The sequence below is a fragment of the Emticicia sp. C21 genome, assembly GCF_003418935.1.
Lineage (GTDB): Bacteria > Bacteroidota > Bacteroidia > Cytophagales > Spirosomataceae > Emticicia.
The window spans coordinates 62,748-82,454 of sequence record NZ_QVMT01000001.1; the positions used below are offsets into that span (position 1 = coordinate 62,748).

15 protein-coding genes are annotated in these 19,707 nt (G+C 39.0%); 9 read left to right on the top strand and 6 right to left on the bottom strand.

All coding sequences use genetic code 11. From position 1 onward, the window contains the following. Positions 1-5 precede the first annotated feature (5 nt). Positions 6-1,418, top strand: coding sequence for a PLP-dependent aminotransferase family protein (locus tag D0T08_RS00305; RefSeq protein ID WP_116980577.1), 1,413 nt, complete (start codon positions 6-8; stop codon positions 1,416-1,418). A 58-nt stretch (positions 1,419-1,476) separates the two neighbouring features. On the opposite strand, the gene D0T08_RS00310 is transcribed toward D0T08_RS00305, so the two are convergent. Together D0T08_RS00310 and D0T08_RS00315 are read right to left on the bottom strand one after the other, a co-directional pair. Then, positions 1,477-1,980 carry a molybdopterin-dependent oxidoreductase gene (locus D0T08_RS00310; protein WP_116980578.1) on the bottom strand — a complete coding sequence of 168 codons (504 nt, stop codon included), beginning with the start codon at positions 1,978-1,980 and terminating at the stop codon, positions 1,477-1,479. A gap of 76 nt (positions 1,981-2,056) precedes the next feature. Next, the gene (locus tag D0T08_RS00315; protein WP_116980579.1) at positions 2,057-2,401 is read right to left on the bottom strand and encodes a winged helix-turn-helix domain-containing protein; all 345 of its coding nucleotides are present in this window, start codon (positions 2,399-2,401) and stop codon (positions 2,057-2,059) included. A 294-nt stretch (positions 2,402-2,695) separates the two neighbouring features. On the opposite strand from D0T08_RS00315, the gene D0T08_RS00320 reads away from it, so the two are divergent. Next, on the top strand, positions 2,696-3,559 hold the full coding sequence (locus D0T08_RS00320; RefSeq protein WP_116980580.1) for a ThuA domain-containing protein: 864 nt from the start codon (positions 2,696-2,698) through the stop codon (positions 3,557-3,559). A gap of 84 nt (positions 3,560-3,643) precedes the next feature. Here the strand turns inward: D0T08_RS00320 and D0T08_RS00325 are convergent, their stop codons facing one another. Genes D0T08_RS00325 through D0T08_RS00335 form a run of 3 tightly spaced genes read right to left on the bottom strand, consistent with a single transcriptional unit; the run spans position 3,644 to position 4,975 of the window. Continuing rightward, the gene (locus tag D0T08_RS00325) at positions 3,644-4,087 is read right to left on the bottom strand and encodes a putative quinol monooxygenase (RefSeq protein WP_229238873.1); all 444 of its coding nucleotides are present in this window, start codon (positions 4,085-4,087) and stop codon (positions 3,644-3,646) included. Position 4,088: 1 nt separating this feature from the next. Then, a complete protein-coding gene (locus D0T08_RS00330; protein WP_229238874.1) occupies positions 4,089-4,577 on the bottom strand; it encodes a cupin domain-containing protein in 489 nt (162 codons plus the stop codon). Positions 4,578-4,609: 32 nt separating this feature from the next. Further along, the gene (locus tag D0T08_RS00335; RefSeq protein ID WP_158561161.1) at positions 4,610-4,975 is read right to left on the bottom strand and encodes a cyclophilin-like fold protein; all 366 of its coding nucleotides are present in this window, start codon (positions 4,973-4,975) and stop codon (positions 4,610-4,612) included. A gap of 219 nt (positions 4,976-5,194) precedes the next feature. Between D0T08_RS00335 and D0T08_RS00340 the strand changes: the two genes are divergently transcribed. From D0T08_RS00340 to D0T08_RS00355, 4 genes are all read left to right on the top strand, one after another. After that, a complete protein-coding gene (locus D0T08_RS00340; RefSeq protein ID WP_116980583.1) occupies positions 5,195-6,094 on the top strand; it encodes an AraC family transcriptional regulator in 900 nt (299 codons plus the stop codon). A gap of 87 nt (positions 6,095-6,181) precedes the next feature. After that, positions 6,182-6,682 carry a cupin domain-containing protein gene (locus tag D0T08_RS00345; protein WP_116980584.1) on the top strand — a complete coding sequence of 167 codons (501 nt, stop codon included), beginning with the start codon at positions 6,182-6,184 and terminating at the stop codon, positions 6,680-6,682. Positions 6,683-6,705: 23 nt separating this feature from the next. Beyond that, complete coding sequence (locus D0T08_RS00350; protein ID WP_116980585.1) at positions 6,706-7,866, top strand: exo-alpha-sialidase; 1,161 nt, start codon at positions 6,706-6,708, stop codon at positions 7,864-7,866. A gap of 164 nt (positions 7,867-8,030) precedes the next feature. After that, complete coding sequence (locus D0T08_RS00355) at positions 8,031-9,413, top strand: MFS transporter (RefSeq protein WP_116980586.1); 1,383 nt, start codon at positions 8,031-8,033, stop codon at positions 9,411-9,413. 2 nt (positions 9,414-9,415) lie between these two features. Here D0T08_RS00355 and D0T08_RS00360 read toward each other — a convergent pair whose 3' ends face one another. Beyond that, positions 9,416-10,060, bottom strand: a complete 645-nt coding sequence (locus tag D0T08_RS00360; protein WP_116980587.1) for a phosphatase PAP2 family protein — start codon at positions 10,058-10,060, stop codon at positions 9,416-9,418. A gap of 172 nt (positions 10,061-10,232) precedes the next feature. On the opposite strand from D0T08_RS00360, the gene D0T08_RS00365 reads away from it, so the two are divergent. The 3 genes from D0T08_RS00365 to D0T08_RS00375 all read left to right on the top strand — a co-directional run bounded on the left by D0T08_RS00365 (position 10,233) and on the right by D0T08_RS00375 (position 19,486). Continuing rightward, positions 10,233-11,309, top strand: a complete 1,077-nt coding sequence (locus D0T08_RS00365; protein ID WP_116980588.1) for an NADH:flavin oxidoreductase/NADH oxidase — start codon at positions 10,233-10,235, stop codon at positions 11,307-11,309. Positions 11,310-11,846: 537 nt separating this feature from the next. Further along, positions 11,847-12,623, top strand: coding sequence for a hypothetical protein (locus D0T08_RS27865; RefSeq protein ID WP_116980589.1), 777 nt, complete (start codon positions 11,847-11,849; stop codon positions 12,621-12,623). A gap of 50 nt (positions 12,624-12,673) precedes the next feature. Beyond that, positions 12,674-19,486 carry an ELWxxDGT repeat protein gene (locus D0T08_RS00375; protein ID WP_116980590.1) on the top strand — a complete coding sequence of 2,271 codons (6,813 nt, stop codon included), beginning with the start codon at positions 12,674-12,676 and terminating at the stop codon, positions 19,484-19,486. The last annotated feature ends 221 nt before the right edge of the window (positions 19,487-19,707 follow it).

Below are 19,707 nucleotides of genomic sequence, written 5' to 3' on the forward strand. Positions count from 1 at the left end.
GTGGCATGAACAAAGATTTTATTTACCACCAGATTGCCAGCGGAATTGCCGGACAGATTAAAAGCGGTATACTAAAGGCTGGAGACCGATTACCATCGGTAAGGGTGCTATGTCAGGAACATGGCATCAGTATGAATACGGCCAAAAGAGTTTTTCTCGAACTTGAATATCAATCGCTGGTTGATTCAAAGCCACAGTCGGGCTATTTTGTTAGTCAGTTACCCTATGCAAAATCGCCTTTGCCTGAGGTTAGTCGCCCCTCGTTAATTGCCAATGACCATGAGCCTGACGAACTCATTAATAAGGTATATGCGAATATGGGCCGCAAAGACCTGGCGCTTTTTTCGATTGGTGTGCCATCTGGTGATCTATTGCCATTAGCTAAACTAAAAAAAGAGATTGTGCTTGCCACGCGAGAGCTTAAAGAGGGTGGCTCTGAATACGAATCGGTGCAAGGTAATATAAAGCTCCGACGAATGATTGCTTTTCGCTCATTGGCATGGGGTGGTAACTTGCATGAGAATGATTTGATAACTACCAGCGGCGGAATGAATGCTCTCTCATTCTGCCTGATGGCACTCACAAAACCGGGAGATACAGTGGCGATGGAGAGTCCATGTTTTCCGGGTACTTTGCAATTAGCCATTAGTCTTGGGCTAAGGATACTGGAATTACCTACTCATCCAACGAATGGCATTGAAATTGAAGAATTAAAGAAAGTCATATCCCAGATTAATGTATGCCTGCTCGTTCCGAATTTCAATACACCTTTAGGGAGTTTTATGTCTGATAAAAACAAAAAAGAAGTGGTGGCTTTGCTAGCAAATCATCGTATTCCGTTGATTGAAGATGATATTTATGGCGATCTCTATTTTGGTTCTCAGCGACCTAAATGCTGTAAATCATTCGATACTACCGGAAATGTACTTTGGTGTAGTTCGGCCTCCAAAACTATTGCACCCGGGTATCGGGTCGGTTGGGTGGCTCCTGGCAGTTTTAAAGACCAGATAATAAAATTAAAATTGGTTCATTCTATTTCCTCGGCTTCTATTACACAAGAAGCCATTGCCAATTTTCTAAAAACAGGCAGATATGAGAATCATCTACGGCAGCTTCGAAAAACGCTACAGGAAAACTATCATCGATATGTGCAAACCATAGCCCAGTATTTCCCGGAGGGTACTAAAACAAGCAGGCCACAAGGTGGAGTTTCGTTATGGGTAGAATTTGATAAAAGTATTGATACCGTAAAATTATATGATCTGGCCATTAAACACCAGATAAGTATCGCGCCCGGACGAATGTTTACGCTTCAAAACCAGTTTGAAAATTGTATGCGGCTTTGTATCGGCCTGCCCTGGACAGAACAATTAAAATCTAAATTACAGCAATTGGGAACTTTGGCAAAGATGGTTTAGTCAATTGCAATTGTAGGGGTTCAAAATTTTGAGCCCCTCTGTAGAACCTAACCTAAAATCAATTTTTCACAAATACCACCTTAATCGAACGGATTTCTCTTACCCAACGGGCTTGTTTTTTGTCTTGCGGAACAACCAATCTGAATGGCCCCTCTCCAGTTGCCAATGGTGCGCCATCTTTTTCGGCCACCAAAAGCACCGTATTACTGGTAAACTCAGGGTCAAGTTCAGGTAAGGAATATACCGCTTCGTAACCATCTGCTGCCTGAACCAATACAACTTTAGTCAGATTTTCACCTCTTAATTTTCCACCAAGGGTTACTCCGGCTTTTTCAAGCACTTCAACCAGCGCCACACCCTTATACTCATGTTCTTTGCCATCTTTGTCTTTAGCTGTATAAGTCAATGCTTTATAGCTTGACAAGTCTTTCATGGTCAGAGTAAGAGGTATCAAAACCTCACCACTTATATTGATGGATGTTGTATTTTGAGCAAGACCAAATAGTGGAGCACAGAACAACAGACCTAGAAAAAGCAGGGTACTATTTTTTACTTCTCTCATTAAAATGCGATATATATTTAAAAACATATCGTAAATATAGAGAAAAATATTTATCTAAAAGCTCAATTTGTTCAGCTTATATAAGATTAATTAATTCCTGCTCAGCGTCGGCGACAGCTTTGAGTTTCTCACCTAGCTTTTTATAGGCAGCCAGCACTTGTTTACCAGTTTCGGTGAGTTCAGCACCTCCCCCCTTTTGTCCGCCTTTGTGGGTAACCACATATGGACTTTTGCCCAGCGTATTTAAAGCAACCACCATATCCCAGGCTTTTTTGTATGACATTTCCATTTCCTGGGCAGCCTTTACAATAGAGCCCGTTTTCTCAATATTCTCTAATAGCTGGACCCTGCCCGGGCCAAAAAACTTGGTATCATCTATAAAAATCCAGTGGCTGAGGCTTATTCTTACATTTCTTTCCATAATACAATTAAATGCTTGCTGCTAATTTAGAGGAATTGGGGAAATTTTTTGGATAAAAACAAAAGGGATTAAAAATATTCCGCAATTGGAGGGGTTCAAAATTTTGAACCCCTCCCAATCTAATAATGGTTTTGTATACCTGTTTCCGTGTTCCATTTTCCTTTCTCCATCAAAAAAATATCACTATCCTAAGAAAAATATTACTAAAATTTATTGTCTATTTTTTAGACAATAATATCTTTATTTTTACATTTGTCTCAATGTATTATCTTTCACCTAAAATTACCTTACTCCATGAAGAAAATTATTAAAATAGTTCTTTGGACAATATTAGGCATTGTGGTCGTACTTGGCGGACTACTAGGTGCATTCATTTACAAAGTCAAATATGGTTTCCCTGTTTCTTATGAAACCGAAGCTCCCAAAATAGAATTTCCGACCGATAAACCCGCAATTCTACTATTTTCAAAAACCACCGGCTTCCGTCATGGCGAGTCTATTGACGCATCAAAACCGATCATTGCCGATTTGGCAAAGAAAAACAATTGGTTTGTCTATGAAACCGAAGAAGGTGGGGTTTTCAATGAAGCACAATTAGCTAAGTTCAGTACCGTGATTTTTAATAATTCGACTGGTGAAGTGATTAATGATGAGCAAAAGCGAGCACTTGAAAAATATGTAGAGAATGGTGGCAGCCTGATAGGTATTCATGGTGCAGGAGATGATTCACATCATTGGGATTGGTATGAGAATAATCTTCTGGGGTCTAAATTCTCTCATCACCCTATTGACCCTCAATTTCAGAAAACTGATGTGATACTGGATAATCAAGCTGATAGTTCAATTACTGCAGGTATCCCAAAAACATGGACTCATTCGGATGAATGGTATGTATTTTTCAAAAATCCCCGTGAGAAAGGTTTCAATATTCAGTTTACGATTAATGGCGAAACCATCAATCCAAGTGGAAATATTCTGTTCGTAAAAGATAAAAACTTTGGCATGGGTAAAGACCACGCTGTGGCATGGTGCAAACAAATCGGTAAAGGAAAAACATTCTATACCTCAATTGGTCACAATCATAAGGCATGGAAAAATGAAAACTTTGTCAAACTGATTGAAAATGCCATAAAATGGACGCAGGTGAAAAGTAAATAAGTCTGAATAATTGCAATTAAAACTTTCAAAATCATCAATAAGGTCTGAGATAAGTTTAGAAAAATCTCTCTTAGACCTTACTTTTTATTTCAACTTCTTAAATATCTCCTGCATTGATTCAGAATCAATGGTACCCATTTCAATCAACTTCAGCGATTTTACCATTTTAAGAGTCGCAGTTTTATAGTGTTGAAAATGGGGAGATTGAATATGAGCCTGATAAGCTGCTTTACTGGCATATATTTCCACCAGCCGAATTTGTGTCGGGTTCTCTTTCTGATACATCGGAAAAATACAAATAACACCCGGCTCAATTTTTACGGACTCTGATGATTCTTCTTTCAGAATAGCTTTGTATTCTTCTAAATATTCGGGCAAAATTTCTATCTCCGCTATACGTACCATCATATCTGTATCCAGTGGCTTTGATATAACCTGAACCTGTGCTTTCTCTTGTGCATTCATTTTACTGGCAATTGCCATCATAAAAATAAAGATTATCCATGGCAGGAATTTGGTCTTTCTCATCTTAAGGTCGAGTATTTTTATTGACTCCGGCATATTCTTCATCGGTAACAGGTTTCAACCATACCACATTTACATCGTCTTTAAAATGAGTGATAGCAATATGTATCATTCCGGTTTTAGCCGAAGCACCATGCCAATGCTCTGTATTTTCCGGTATATTCACTACATCGCCTTTTCTTATAATTTGTGCTGATTTGCCTTTTTCCTGAAAGAAACCTTCCCCTTCTATAACAATGAGTACCTGTCCTTTGGGGTGCGTATGCCAGTTTGTTCTTGCACCTGGTTCGAATGTTACATTTCCTAACAGAAAATCATTGTTTTTGTCTCTGGCCATCAAGAGTTTTAAAAAGGCATCACCTGTAAAATATTCACTGGTGAGTTTATCACCTTTCGGAAAAATTGTATTTGTATACATTTGTGTTTGTGCTTGTAGATTAAACAAAATACCAAAACAGAAGCTTATCAGCTGAATGACTCTAAAGTTACGCATTTTCGTGTATTGATTTAATTATTTAGAATTTATCAGATAAGCTCAATTTGAAGTGCACTAAATTGCTCGAATCTTAGAAGTTGAATACCCGATTCTATCCGGCCTACCTTATATAAACCGCTATCAACCATTGCCTTGTACTGTCTGTAAAAAATAACGATTCCCGGGCCGGGCGACCAATAAGCTATATCTCCTACCTCAAACTGGTGCATTTGCTGACCTGATTCTGATAGATATTCAGGCAGAAGGCTATATTTTTTTACGCCAAACAAATCCGTCAATTTTATAGATAGTGGTAACAGTTCGATTAAATCTTTTGATGCCTTACTCTCATTAAGTTTGCCTATTAATACATTTTCTCCACAGGATAGTTTTATCTGATTTATAGATTTATGCATGAGTATTGGGCTTATACAATCTGTCGCTAAGGCGCTGTAAATGCTTTTCATATATTGATTTGATATGTGTGCTTTCATGAGAGGCAAAGTTCTTCCTATTTTTTTGTCAGATACTTATACAGATTACGGTATCTCTTACCATTATTACTGATTCGGCTGCGCAAAGATTAAAACTTCAGTTTTTCCAGTTAATTTTGATGTAATACTAAAGTATAGTTTATGGAAAAAATAGAAAGATTATCCAGCGTTGCGCAGTTTAATACTAAAAGAGGACAAGAGACATTGCATCCTTTGGTAAGCTTGCTCGACCAATCGAAATCAAAGCTGATTCAATCCAATCGGTTTATTTCTGAATTATACATTGTCTTTTTGAAAGATGTGAAATGTGGGCCTATGACGTATGGCCGAAGCCATTATGATTATGAAGATGAGACCTTGATTTTTATAGCTCCCGGACAAGTCTATGGGATTGATTTATCCGCTGAAACATTGGTACAACCTAAGGGTTGGACATTGGTGTTTCATCCTGATTTTATAAAAGGTACTAGTTTAAGCAAACAAATGAAAGAATATGGCTTTTTCTCTTATGACTCAAACGAAGCCCTACATCTTTCAGCACGTGAAAGGCAGATTGTACTAGAGTGTTTCAGAAAGATAAAAGATGAACTGGAACATGGGATAGATAAATACAGCAAAACACTAATTATAAGCAATATTGAGCTATTTCTAAACTATTGTACTCGATTTTATGGCCGTCAGTTTATTACCAGAGAAAACATTAATAAAAACATATTGGTAAAATTTGAAGAATTATTAACCGATTATTTTCAGTCAGATAAACCACAAATAATCGGTTTACCATCGGTGGCATATTGTGCCGAGCAACTGAATTTATCAGCTAATTATTTTGGTGATTTAATCAAGAAAGAAACAGGCAAATCGGCTCAGGAATATATCCATTCGAAAGTAATAGACCTTGCAAAAGAAAAGATCATAGATATCAGCAAATCTATCAGTGAGGTTTCTTATGAAATGGGCTTTAAGTATCCGCCCCACTTTACACGATTGTTTAAACAATGGGTAGGTCAATCACCTACCCAATATCGGATAGCAAATTAGCCTGATGTTTACTTTGTCAGGATATTTACTCAATTACTTGGTATAGTTATTTATCTTCTTTTACTTTAAAAAACAATCAATAAGAAGATGGACTATCAATTCGAAAAATATCATTTTGCCGATACAGCTACTATCCCCAACAATCGTTTGCCGGTTATTGTCTATCGTCAGGTAATTGCATCAACAGAAATGTCAGATTGGATGGAGGAAACATTCAAAGCCAATGGATGGACAAATAACTGGAGAGATATAGTTTTGCACTATGACCATTTTCATAGCACTACTCATGAAGTGTTAGGTGTTGGTGAGGGAACTGTTACCTTACATATTGGTGGGGAAAAAGGTATATCGATAGAGGTGTCTGCCGGAGATGTATTGATTTTGCCAGCCGGAGTCGGACATTGTGCCGTATCAGAGCATAAGAACTATGAAATTGTTGGTGGCTACCCAGATGGCAGAGATTGGGACCTGCTAACTGGAACGGCCGATGAAAGAGAGAAAGCTATTCCTCGGATTGAGAAATTACCTGTACCCCAATCCGATCCTGTTTTTGGGAAAGAGGGTGAGCTTTTGAAATTGTGGAAGTAAAAAAATACACTATCAGCCATTAAATGAAGAAAATCTTACTTCTGCTACTGATTATCTTTCGCAGCGCACAAGCACAAAAACCATCTATACCTGTTTTTATTTCAGGCACTGAAGGCCATAAAATTTACCGCATTCCGGCTATCATCAAATTGCCTAATGGAGAATTATTAGCCTTTGCCGAAGGCCGTGTCAACGGTGGGGCGGATTTTGGTGATATTAATATTGTGATGAAAAGAAGTACTGATAAAGGCAAAACATGGAGCAGTATCTCAACTATAGTTGATTATGAAGCTTTGCAAGCGGGCAATCCTGCACCAGTTTTTGATGAAAGTGACCCCGCTTTTCCTAAAGGTCGTCTATTTCTCTTTTATAATACAGGCAATAACCATGAAAGTGAGGTACGTAAAGGAAAAGGTTTGCGTGAGGTATGGTACAAGACATCATTAGATGGAGGGAAAACCTGGAGTGAGGCTATTAATATCACACCACAAGTACATAAACCAAAACAGCCTGACATTAATTCTGCCTATAATTTCAAGGAAGACTGGCGGCACTATGCTAATACTCCCGGACATGCTACTCAGATACAGAATGGCAAATATAAAGGTCGTATATATATAGCTGCTAATCGGTCGGAAGGAGAGCCCAATAAACAATCGGAAGATTATTTTGCGCATGGTTTCTACAGTGATGACCACGGCAGAACTTTTAAACTCAGCCAAACTGTTAGTATACCCGGGAGTAATGAAGCAACAGCAACTGAAATTTCAAACAATGGTTTGCTACTCAATGCACGCAACCAAAAAGGTGATAAAAAGGCTAGAATTGTAGCCATCAGCGAAGATGGTGGTGAAACATGGAATAATATCTATTTTGATGAAAACCTCCCGGACCCAGTTTGCGAAGGAAGTATTTTGTCAGTCGGCACTAAAAAGGGAAAACATATATTAGCATTTACGAATAATGACAGCCAAACCAAGAGAGATAATCTAACGCTTAGAATTAGCTTTGACGAAGGAAAAACCTGGAGTATCAGTAAGGTAATCGACAAAAGCCCCGATAGTCAGGCCAAAGATTATACGGCTTATTCTGACATTGTAAAGCTTGGTAAGAAAACGGTGGGTATTTTGTATGAGAAAGACCGGTATTCTCAGATTGTGTTTAAGGCTGTTGATTGGAGATGAGATTTAAGTTCTACTTTGAGTGTCATAATTATTTAGATCAGGGAACAAGGAGGTAAATGCATAACGAGTTCCAGTCTCTATCTTTTGGATAAATCAACTTCAATTCTACTTGAATACATGAATTAATAGCCTTAAATTTGATATATCCATCCAACTATAAAATAATGACTCAAAGCAATGAAGTAAAAGAAAGGTTACCTATAACCTTGGCGATTGCCATCTTTATGCAAATGCTGGATTCTACCATTCTGAATACAGCTTTGCCTGCAATTGCCAAAGACCTCAACCAGTCGGCCATTAATATGCATTATGCCATTGTGGCCTATGTATTAACCTTAGCCGTGCTGATGCCAGTAAGTGGTTTTCTGGCAGATAAATTCGGAACAAAGCGGGTTTTCATTTTTGCTCTTATCATTTTCAGCCTCGGTTCATTGTTTTGTGCGCTGTCTAAAAATCTCACGCATCTTATCATAGCCCGCATTATTCAGGGCGCAGGTGGTAGTTTGATGACACCTGTAGGAAAATTGGCCATTATCAAGACATTTGATACCAAAGAAATAGTAAAGGCCATGAATTTTGCCATTGTACCAGCCTTGATTGGACCTGTGATGGGGCCTTTGGTGGGTGGCTATATGTCAGTCTATCTTTCATGGCACTGGATATTCTTGATTAATATCCCGATTGGCGTATTGGGAATTATACTGGCAAAAAACTATATGCCTAACTATAAATCAGAATCTCCCAAGTTCGATTTAAGAGGCTTTGTCTATTTTTCCCTGGCATCACTGCTTTTGTCTTTATCTCTTGAATTTTTGGGCGATATTGAAAATCTTACTCTGGTATTTACTATTTTTATTATCGGAATCCTATCGCTTATTGTGTATTTTATCTATGCCCGAAAGTCGCAGAATGCTATTTTCCCTACCAATTTATTTATGGTTCGTACTTTCAGAGTAGGGATTCTGGGAAATTTTGCCACCCGATTAGGTATTAGTTCTGTGCCCTTGCTCTTACCTCTTATGATACAAACCGTTTTTGGTCAATCGGCTATTGTATCTGGCTGGATGATTGCTCCGATGGCGCTCATGGCAATCTTTGCCAAATCGAGGGTAATCAATATTCTCAGTAAATTTGGTTATAGAAATACGCTGGTAGTCAATACCATCATTATTGGCCTGTTGATATGTTCATTAGCTATTCCTGGTGTTCATACTTCTATTTACTGGTTTGTACCTATTATTATTACTCTCGGTTTCTTTAACTCTATTCAGTTCACCTCAATGAATACAATAGCCATTGCAGACCTGCGAAAGTATCATACCAGTAGCGGTAATTCACTGCTGGCAGTGAACCAACAATTAGCTATAGGTTTTGGTATTTCGAGTGGTTTGTTGATACTGAAGTATTTTGAATACAACAAAGCGATGATGGATAATAGTATGCATACGACTTTCAGATATACATTCGTAATCATTGGCCTTATCAGTATCTTATCGAGCTTTGTATTCAGGCGGTTGCATACTTTTGATGGCTCAAATTTGCAGTAAATCTATCTTACTTTCCTGACCAATTTCTGCATTCTAAAATAAAACAGCACATACGCTAATCCCAGGCAGAAGCCTCCCACTACATCACTTGCGTAATGATACCTTAATACAATTCTACTTATTCCAATGGCAAAAGTGGTAGCGAGTAAACAAAAGCTTATTATCCACTTCCAATAAATAGCTATGGCACACTCCCACAACTCACGGATTAATATACATACAAAAACAAACGAGCCCATAGAATGCCCGCTTGGAAAGCTAAAGCTATCCAGTTTATCAAATAATGGCAGATCCGGGCGAGGGCGAGCAAAAAATAATTTAGAAGTATAGATAATCACCGTACTAGTAATACCCAAAATACTTACATGGATGGCATCAGCCCTGCGGCCAATATATACCAATGTAATAACCATGATAACATAGGCCGGAAATAAGAAAGTACTTGAGCCAAAAAAAGTAAGGAACTTGAAAAAACTGATGACAAAAGCAGAAGAATAAGTTTTGATAAATGTAAAGACTTTAGTGTCAAACCAATCTTCCTGTTCATACACTATTTCGTGCGTAATGATACTGAATAAGCCCAATGAGATAATAAATAGAAGCGGTGGAATAATAAATCGTTTTAAAATATCTCTGTTTACTGTCATGCCATTTATGAGGTAATTTATCCTTATGCTAACTTATAAATCAGGGTGAAAATTTTGTATAGAATCTGAATTTTCTAAGCAAAAATATAAGTAATAGCTGATTCTATCTTTTACTGGAACATAAAACAACTGTCAGGCGTTTGAATTTTATCAGAAATATTATATCCGTTATATGAATCCAAATCTTTTTTCTCCATTAACAATCAGAGGTCTTACCCTAAAAAATCGAATTGTTGTTTCTCCGATGTGTCAATATTCAAGCGAAGATGGTTTTGCTAATGATTGGCATTTAGTGCATTTAGGGAGCCGTGCTGTGGGTGGTGCTGCTTTAATATTAACCGAAGCAACGGCAGTCTCTCCAGATGGCCGTATTTCACCTGATGATTTAGGCATCTGGAAAGATGAACATATTCCTTTTCTTAAAAGAATAACCGACTTTATCCATCAGCAAGGAGCAATAGCAGGTATTCAACTGGCACATGCAGGGCATAAGGCCAGCACACAAAGTCCTTGGAAAGGCGGCAAGTTCATTCCAGAATCAGACGGTGGCTGGCAAAATTTTTCTTCAAGTGAGGTGATATTGAGTGATGGCAAAAGCAGAGCAGAAGCTTTAACTTTTGAGGGTATCCAACAGGTAATTAACGATTTCAAAGCGGCTACACATCGTGCATTGGAAGCAGGTTTTAAAGTTATTGAGATACATGCAGCTCACGGTTATCTGATTCATGAGTTTCTATCTCCACTAATCAATAAAAGAACTGATGAATATGGTGGGAGTTTTGAAAATCGAATCAGGCTTTTACTGACTCTGGTTGATAAAGTACGAACTATTTTACCAGAAGACTATCCCCTATTCGTTCGTATTTCGTCTACTGATTGGGAACAAAACGGATGGACATCTGATGACTCTGTCCGTCTGGCTGCTATTCTTAAAGACAAAGGAGTAGACGTAATAGATTGCTCTTCAGGTGGTTTAACTGCTCCGGCTAATATCCCTGTAGGCCTTGGTTATCAGGTACCTTTTGCAGAAACTATCAAGGCCGAAACAGGCATCAAAACAGGAGCAGTTGGTTTAATTGTTACGGCCGAACAAGCGGATGAAATCATCACCTCAGGCAAAGCCGATTTGGTATTTCTGGCTAGAGAATTACTCCGTGACCCATATTTCCCACTACGCGCAGCTACAGAATTGGAACAGGAAACAACCTGGCCGGTGCAATATGTAAGAGCCAAAAGAGCTAAGAAATAGAAAAGGGGTAGCAAAAGTCTCTCTACAAACATACAGGCTACATTTCTGAATCTTATACGAAAATCACGAAATGTAGCCGCTTAATAAAAAATTTATTTTCTATTAATCCAATCTTTCATTATCTTTGAATTCCAAATCTTAGCAGCGCTTCTTTTTGCGCGCAATCCACAGTAAATAATTAGGCCAAATTTAATACATTTAAAATCACCATAACTTTTGTTTCTGACACTCCAGAAGAATGTTAGAAATGTTCAATAAGAGAAGTAAACACTTAAGTATTAAATTTTTGTATCATTAATTATTTACCCAGAATATCTTCCTGCTACTCTCAGAGGATATTTGATCTTAAAATCCAAAATGTAGAAAATCAGAATAAAAAGTTAAAAAATTTTAGCACGCTGCTGTGCTGTTATTAAAATTGTAATCAAGCAAACTCTTCAAACTACGTATAGTACACTCCCTCCTAACCTGGTAGGGCTGCCGTTTTCTTGTCTGCAATTCCCTTTGTATTTTCATAACTCTTGTCCCATAAATTAAATGAGAAGACTTCTATTTAACTTAAAGAAGGGGCTCTTTATAGCCTTTTTGTTATTTTCAACGCAATTGGCACTTGCTCAAGTGCCTTACCTAGTGAAAAACAGCAGTACTGAGGTTGTTCAGAATCCATCGAATCTGGTCAATGTCAATGGCACTTTGTATTATACGGTGGAAAATAGCGGAGAGTCTTCTCTTTGGAAGGCCAGTTCTTCATCATCACCTCAATTGGTTAAACAATTGGGTTCTGGCAGTTCAAGGCTATTGACAGCGGTAAATGGTACTTTATTTTTTGTCAATAATTATAATCTATGGAAAAGCGATGGCACATCAGCTGGCACTATAGAGGTGATGAATGCCAGCGGTAAAACTTTTAGTAATTTATCTGGTTTTAAGGTTATTGGTAATAGTTTATATTTTAGAGCTTATTCTGAACTCAATGGCAATAATTATTATTTCGTTTTCTGGAAAATAGAAGCAACAACTACAGGAACACGTCTTGAAGTTGATACTCAAGGTTATTATATAAGGAATACTTTTGATTATGTTGGGACAGATATATATTATTTTAATGATGAATTTTCTGATGAAGGAGTAGCCCCTGTTAGATTAAGAAAAACGAATGGTACAACAGTTACTACTATAACAAGCTATCCCAGTACTGAAACTATCGGTGAAGCGGTCTCTTCTAATAGTTTGTCTTTTTTACAAAAACTGATGCTACCAATGGTAAAGAATTATGGAAAAGTAATGGCACATCTGCTGGTACATCAATTGTAAAAAATATCGTTACCGGATCAGGTGGTTCTTCTCCGGCTAATCTAGCCGACATGAACGGCACTTTGTATTTTACTGCCAACGATGGTACAAATGGTGTTGAATTGTGGAAAAGTGATGGGACATCTGCAAATACTGTGATGGTAAAAGATATTCATGGTTCCGGAGATAGTAATCCGAGTAACTTTATCTATTTTAATAATGCTGTATATTTTACAGCTACTAATGCCACGAATGGTACAGAATTATGGAAAACAACTGGTACTGATGCCGGAACCGTGCGCATTACAGATATTAATCCTAATGCGGGCAGTTCTTCTCCGGCTAACCTGACAATAGTCAATGGTATCCTGTACTTTACAGCAACTGATGGTACTAACGGCATTGAATTATGGCAAACCGATGGCACTGAAGCCAATACTAAACTGGTAAAAGATATAAATACAGGCAGCACTAGTTCTTCTCCAACATTATTAACTAATGTCAATAACGTTTTATATTTCAGTGCCGATGGTACAAGTACTATCACGGGTAATGAGCTGTGGGGAATGGGTAATTGCACCATTACCAATACTATTGGTACTACCACAGGTGAATCAGGTACTTATGCTACAGAACTGCAAAGCTCTCCGGCTTCAACTACTTGTGCTTGTGATATTTATAAAAATCTTATCACCACTACTAAATCTTCAGGTGTCACCCCTTATACCTCTTCAATCGATGCTAAAGCATGGATAGAATCATCAGCACCTGTCACTTATGCAAGGCGACATTATGAAATAAACCCTGTTACTGATGCCTCTACTACCACAGGTACCATAACGCTTTATTTCACGCAGGCAGATTTTGATGCCTACAACGCTATTACTCCTACTGCCAAACTCCCGACCAGCAGCAGTGATAATGCCCGCAAAAGTAATTTAAAGATTGAGCAACATATCGGTACAAGTAGTGACAATACAGGCTTACCGGATACTTATTCCGGGAATATAAGTACTATCGAATCCCAGAATTTGACTACCACCTGGAATAATACAGCCAGCCGCTGGGAGGTAACTTTTGAAACCACAGGGTTCGGTGGATTTTTTCTAAAAACAGTACCAATGGCCGAACCTACTGCTGTAGCTGCTGGTTCGTCGGCTATCTGTAGTGGTAGCCCTGTAGCACTAACGGCTACGTGTAGTACCGGTACTATTACCTGGTATAATCAAGTTACCGGAGGAACAGCGCTTGGTACTGGCAATAACCTTAGTCAAAGCCCATCAATGGCTACTACTTATTATGCAGCCTGCGAAGATGGTACTTCCGTAAGTCCCAGAGTGGCAACCAGCGAAGTAAATATAAAACCAATACCCGCTATACCAACAGGGGTGTCTGTTAGTAATTCAGCTATCTGTTCTGGTACAAGCGTTTCTTTAAGTGCTACCTGCGCTACCGGAACTATCAACTGGTATAATCAGGCTACCGGAGGATCAGCAATCGGAACGGGTGCTACACTAAGCCAAAGTCCTACCGAAAATACAACTTACTATGCTGCTTGTGAGAGCGAGAATTGCTTTAGCAACCGGGTAGCCACAAACCAGGTAGTAGTGACAATTCAACCTGTTAACCCAACTGCCGTTTCAGTGAACAAAACCAACGTTTGCGTGGGTTCGGGCATTTCTTTAAGTGCTACCTGTACTATCGGAACGATTACATGGTATAATCAGACTACGGGTGGAATTGCCCTCGGGACGGGCAATGGTCTAAATCAAACTCCTGAGGTAAATACTACCTATTTTGTTTCCTGCGAGAATGCCAACTGCACCAGCAGCAGAGTAGCTACAAACGAGGTAATAATTAATTCAGTTCCGGCTAACCCAACCGATGTTTCGGTTGATAAAACCTCCATTACAAGTGGGGCAAGTGTTTCGCTAACAGCTAACTGTGCGACAGGAACTATCACCTGGTATAACCAGTCTGCTGGAGGAACGGCCATTGGGACAGGCAATTCTTTAAGCCAAACCCCTGCTACTAATATTACTTACTATGTTGCCTGCGAAAGTGTCACCTGCACCAGTAACCGAGTAGCTACAAACCAGATAAGTGTTTTTGTACCGGAACTATTCCCTTATGTAGCTTATGAAGATAGTTATTACAATTCATATGGCATTACAAGTATAGTCGGTGGTACAGGTGTATTATATTTTTTAGAACATCCTGATTATAGTTATTATAGTTTAAATACTCTTAATCCCTTAACAGGAAATGTGAGAAAAAATGTTGGCTATTTTTTTGAGGACTACCCTACTGAATCTATAAATGTGGGTGGTAATCTATATTCTCCTGGCGGTTATAGCGACTATGATGAGGAAATAGAATTATACAAAAGTGATGGTACCTCTACCAATTTATTAAAAGATATATATCCTGGCTATAGTGATGGTCCTTTTAGTTATGGTGCTTATAGCAGCTACCCTAACAAGTTTAAATTCTTAAACGGTACTCTATATTTTCTCGCTAATGATGGAGGCGGTAGGAAAATATGGAAAACCAACGGTACGAATGATGGTACAGTAGCTGTGACAACTGGAATGTCAGACATATATGACTTTACTGAAATGGCAGGAATCATATACTTTTACGGATATACTGGTTCTATATATGGTTTATATAAAAGTGATGGAACTACCACCACACTCATTAAACAATTTACCTGGAATCTCGGGCCTCTTTTAACTGTTTCAAATGGCGTTTTATATTTTATAGTGAATGATGGTGTCAACGGAACTGAATTATGGAAAAGTAATGGCACTGCTGGCGGAACAGTAATGGTAAAAAATATCAACCCTAATGCAAGTAGTGCTGCACCGACTAATTTAACCGATATTAATAATACCTTGTATTTTGTAGCTGAGGATGGAACCAATGGCAGAGAATTATGGAAAACCAATGGAACCGAGGCCAGCACAGTCATGATCCAAAACATTCATGCTACAGGTAGTAGCAATCCTTCTAATATTACCAGTATCAATGGCATCATCTGTTTTATCGCTGATGATGGCGTACATGGCAAAGAACTGTGGACAACTAATGGTACGACGGCAACCCTTTTAAAGGAAATTAATGGTGGTTCGGGTAGCTTTATGTCGACAAATAATACAAATAGCTATTTTGCAAAAGCAAATGGTGCCTTATACTTTATGGCTACGACCGGCACTGATGGATATAAATTATGGAAAACCGACGGAACGGCCAACGGCACCAAATTGGTAAAGGATATAGATGCGGCGAGTACTTCTGATAATAACACAAATTTTGCACTGGTTGATGAAAAGTTATTTTTCACTAATGCTTCCAATAACAAAAGAATATGGACGATGGGCTATTGTAGTCCCACTAATCAGATTGGTATCACAACAGGGCTATCAAACACTTTTAATTCAGCTATACAGAATATTACAGATCAAACTACTTGCAATTGTGATGTTTATAACAAGCTTATCAGTACAGTAAAACCATCAGGTGCTAACCCTGTAAATGGTACGATTGACGCTAAAATGTGGCTGGATAATTCAGAAACAAATACTTATGTAAAACGTCACTACGAAATTAATTCTTCTGTAAATGATACTACAGCAACAGGAACTGTAACACTTTATTTCACTCAGGGAGATTTTAACTCGTATAATACTCAGATAAATACAAGAAGAAGGAAGTTACCTGCCAACAGTAGTGATACACAAGCAATTAGTAATTTATATATTGAAAAACGCGCTGGTACAACCAGCAATAATACTACTGGCGCCGAAACAACTTATAGTGGAGCTATTTCTACTATTGAGATTGACGATAATAATATTGTGTGGAATGGTACTTTGAACCGTTGGGAAGTAACTTTTGAAACCACAGGATTTGGTGGATTTTTTGTAAAAACACGCGCATTAAATCCAGTTTCTTCGTATCCGGCTGAAAAAACTATTTGTGCTGGTACCGATATTTTTCTTTCTATCACTTGTGGTGAACCACAAGTGATCTGGTATAAACAGGCAACCGGTGGCACATCTGTTGGAATAGGTCTGTTTGGCGAAACTCCAACCGAAACTACAACTTACTACGCTACCTGCGGAAGCGGTACTTCAGTAAGTGAGCGTGTGGCTATTCAAGCAGTTACAGTAGTTCCCGTTCCTGAAATCCCAACCAATGTTTCAGTTAATAAAACAGCCATTTGTCTGAGTACAACTGTGTCTTTAAATGCGACTTGCGCTACCGGAACCATTACCTGGTATAATCAGGCAACCGGAGGAACTGCCATCGGGACAGGTAATAGCCTGAACCAAACCCCAACAACTTCTACTACTTACTATGCCTCTTGCGAAACTGGCAACTGCGTAAGAAGCAGAGTAGCTACAGAACAAGTAGTGGTTACACCACAACCTACTACGCCACCCATTACCGCAGTGGATAAAACAATCATCTGTAGCGGAACAAGTATTTCTTTAAGTTCTGTATGTACTATCGGAACTGTAATCTGGTATAATCAGGCAAGTGGAGGAACAATTATTGGAACTGGCAATGATTTAACCCAAAGCCCGACTACCAATGCAATTTACTATGCCGCCTGTGAAAATGGAGAATGTATTAGTGGTAGAAAGGCTACAAGCGCAATAATAGTAACTGCCCAACCAACGGTAGCTTCAGGTGTATCTGTTGATAAATCAGCTATTTGTATTGGTTCAGGTATTTCTTTATCAGCTACTTGTGCTACAGGTACTATCACCTGGTACAAGCAGGCAACAGGCGGAGCACCCATAGGCATTGGCACTGGTTTTAGTCAAAGCCCGACTACCAATACCACTTACTATGTCTCTTGTGAAAGTGGCAATTGTGTAAGCGCCAGAGAAGCTACCAATGAAGTAGTAGTTAGCACTCAAACTACTATACCAACAAGTGTTTCTGTTAATAATACAGCTATTTGCAGTGGTACTACGGTTTCTTTAGCTGCTACTTGTGCTACCGGCACTATTACCTGGTATAACCAAGCCACTGGCGGAACTGCCATCGGCACTGGTAATAGTCTGAACCAAAACCCTGCTACTACTACTACGTACTATGCCTCTTGCGAGAGTGGTGTTTGTATCAGTAGTAGAGTAGCCACAAGTCAGGTAGTGGTAACTTCACAACCTGGCACTCCAACAAGTGTAGCGGTAGATAAAACCACTATTTGTAGCGGAAGTCCGGTTATACTTACAGCTACTTGTGCTACCGGAACTATTACCTGGTATAATCAGGCAACTGGTGGAACGGCTATCGGTACCGGAAATAGTTTAAGTCAGAATCCTACTATTGCTACTACTTATTACGCGGCTTGCCAGAATGGAACCTGTATTAGTAACAGATTAGCTACAAATGCTGTTACGGTAACTTCGCTACCAGCCATACCAACCGGAGTTTCAGTTGATTCAATAGCTATTTGTTCAGGTAAAAGTGTTATATTATCTGCTACCTGTGCAGCGGGAACTATTACCTGGTATAATCAGGCAACAGGAGGAACAGCTATCGGAACGGGTAATACCTTAAGCCAGTCACCAAACATTGCTACTACCTATTATGCCACCTGTAAAAGTGGTGACTGTTTTAGTAACAGAGTGGCAACCAGCCAGGTGGTGTTGACTGCTCAGCCCATTACACCAACCAGTGTTTCGGTTAATAAATCAATCATTTGTAGTGGTGAGAGCGTAACTGTATCAGCTAATTGTGGGGTAGGAACACCGACCTGGTATAATACTGAAACAGGCAGACTAGATAGTTTAGGGACAAGTATTGGAACCGGAAGTAGTCTGGTTCTTCACCCGACCATTACAACAACCTATATTGTTGAATGTAGGAGCGGCAATTGCGTGAGTGAGAGAGTAGCAAGTACTGAGTTAATAGTAAAGCCTACCCCAAGTAAGCCTGTTATTACCGGAACTAATAAAATATGTGGAGGAGAGAATGTTTTACTTACAGCTTCTTCAGTTAATAGCAATATCGCTGATTTACCTACTTTCAATTGGACTGGTGGGTTAACAGGTCAGGCTATCACGGTTTCTCCTACAATCAGCCGTACCTACAAGGTATTAGCAAGCCACGATGGCTGTTCTAGCGATTCATCTGATGTATTTATTCTGACGGTAAATCCGATGCCTGTTGCTACAATTACAACAGACAATGAGACTATCTGTAAAGATGAAGTGGCTTTATTAACAGGTACATGTACCTCAAAATTAGATGCTTTTTACTGGAGCACAACCACGACCCAACCAAATTCGGGTTCCGGTTTTAATCCTTTAAGTACAGTTGCCCGAGCAGTCAATAACCCAGGTACCTATAAAGGCTATTGTAAATCTAAAAATGGTTGCATAAGTGCAGAAGTCAGTATTGTTATTGCTCAATCAGCCAATTGCGAGGGCCAGGCAACAATTACTATCTCTCCTGCCAAAGCCTTAATTTGTCCTGGTAGTTCGGTTACCCTTAATGCTAGTGGTTGCTCAGGTACTATTAACTGGTATGCAGGTGTTTCAGGGCAGCAAGGCACAGCCGGCACGGCCATAACCGTTAAACCGACTACTGCTACAACATATGTAGCCAGATGCAGTACCGGAGGTGCGGCAAATGTGAATGTAACGATTGCTACTGCCAATACAGTAGTATCAGCACATATAGCTACGGGTACGAATGATATCAAGGCTTTGGATACCATCGAATCATCAAAGAAAGTTGGAGATCCTAATTATTCACCTTCTGCTAATGTGAGTTTCCAGGCGGGTAAGTCAATCACGCTTAATCCAGGTTTTGTGGCTGAATATAGAAGCACATTTAAAGCCGAGATTCAGGCTTGTAATTAAGTAAAATCAATTCATTTGTATAGAAACAGAAGCTTCTGTTTCTATACAAATGATAAGTTTGTGTAATTCTATTTCCTGTCAAAACGTCTTTTCTTCCAAAGTTCTCTATATTTACTCTTCCTGATACACTCATCCCCAAAAAAGCTACGTTCATTCCTTTGAATTGTCTGCTCTTCTTATTTTCTTTGAAATACCAGAACTCCCTCTCTACCTTTGCCACT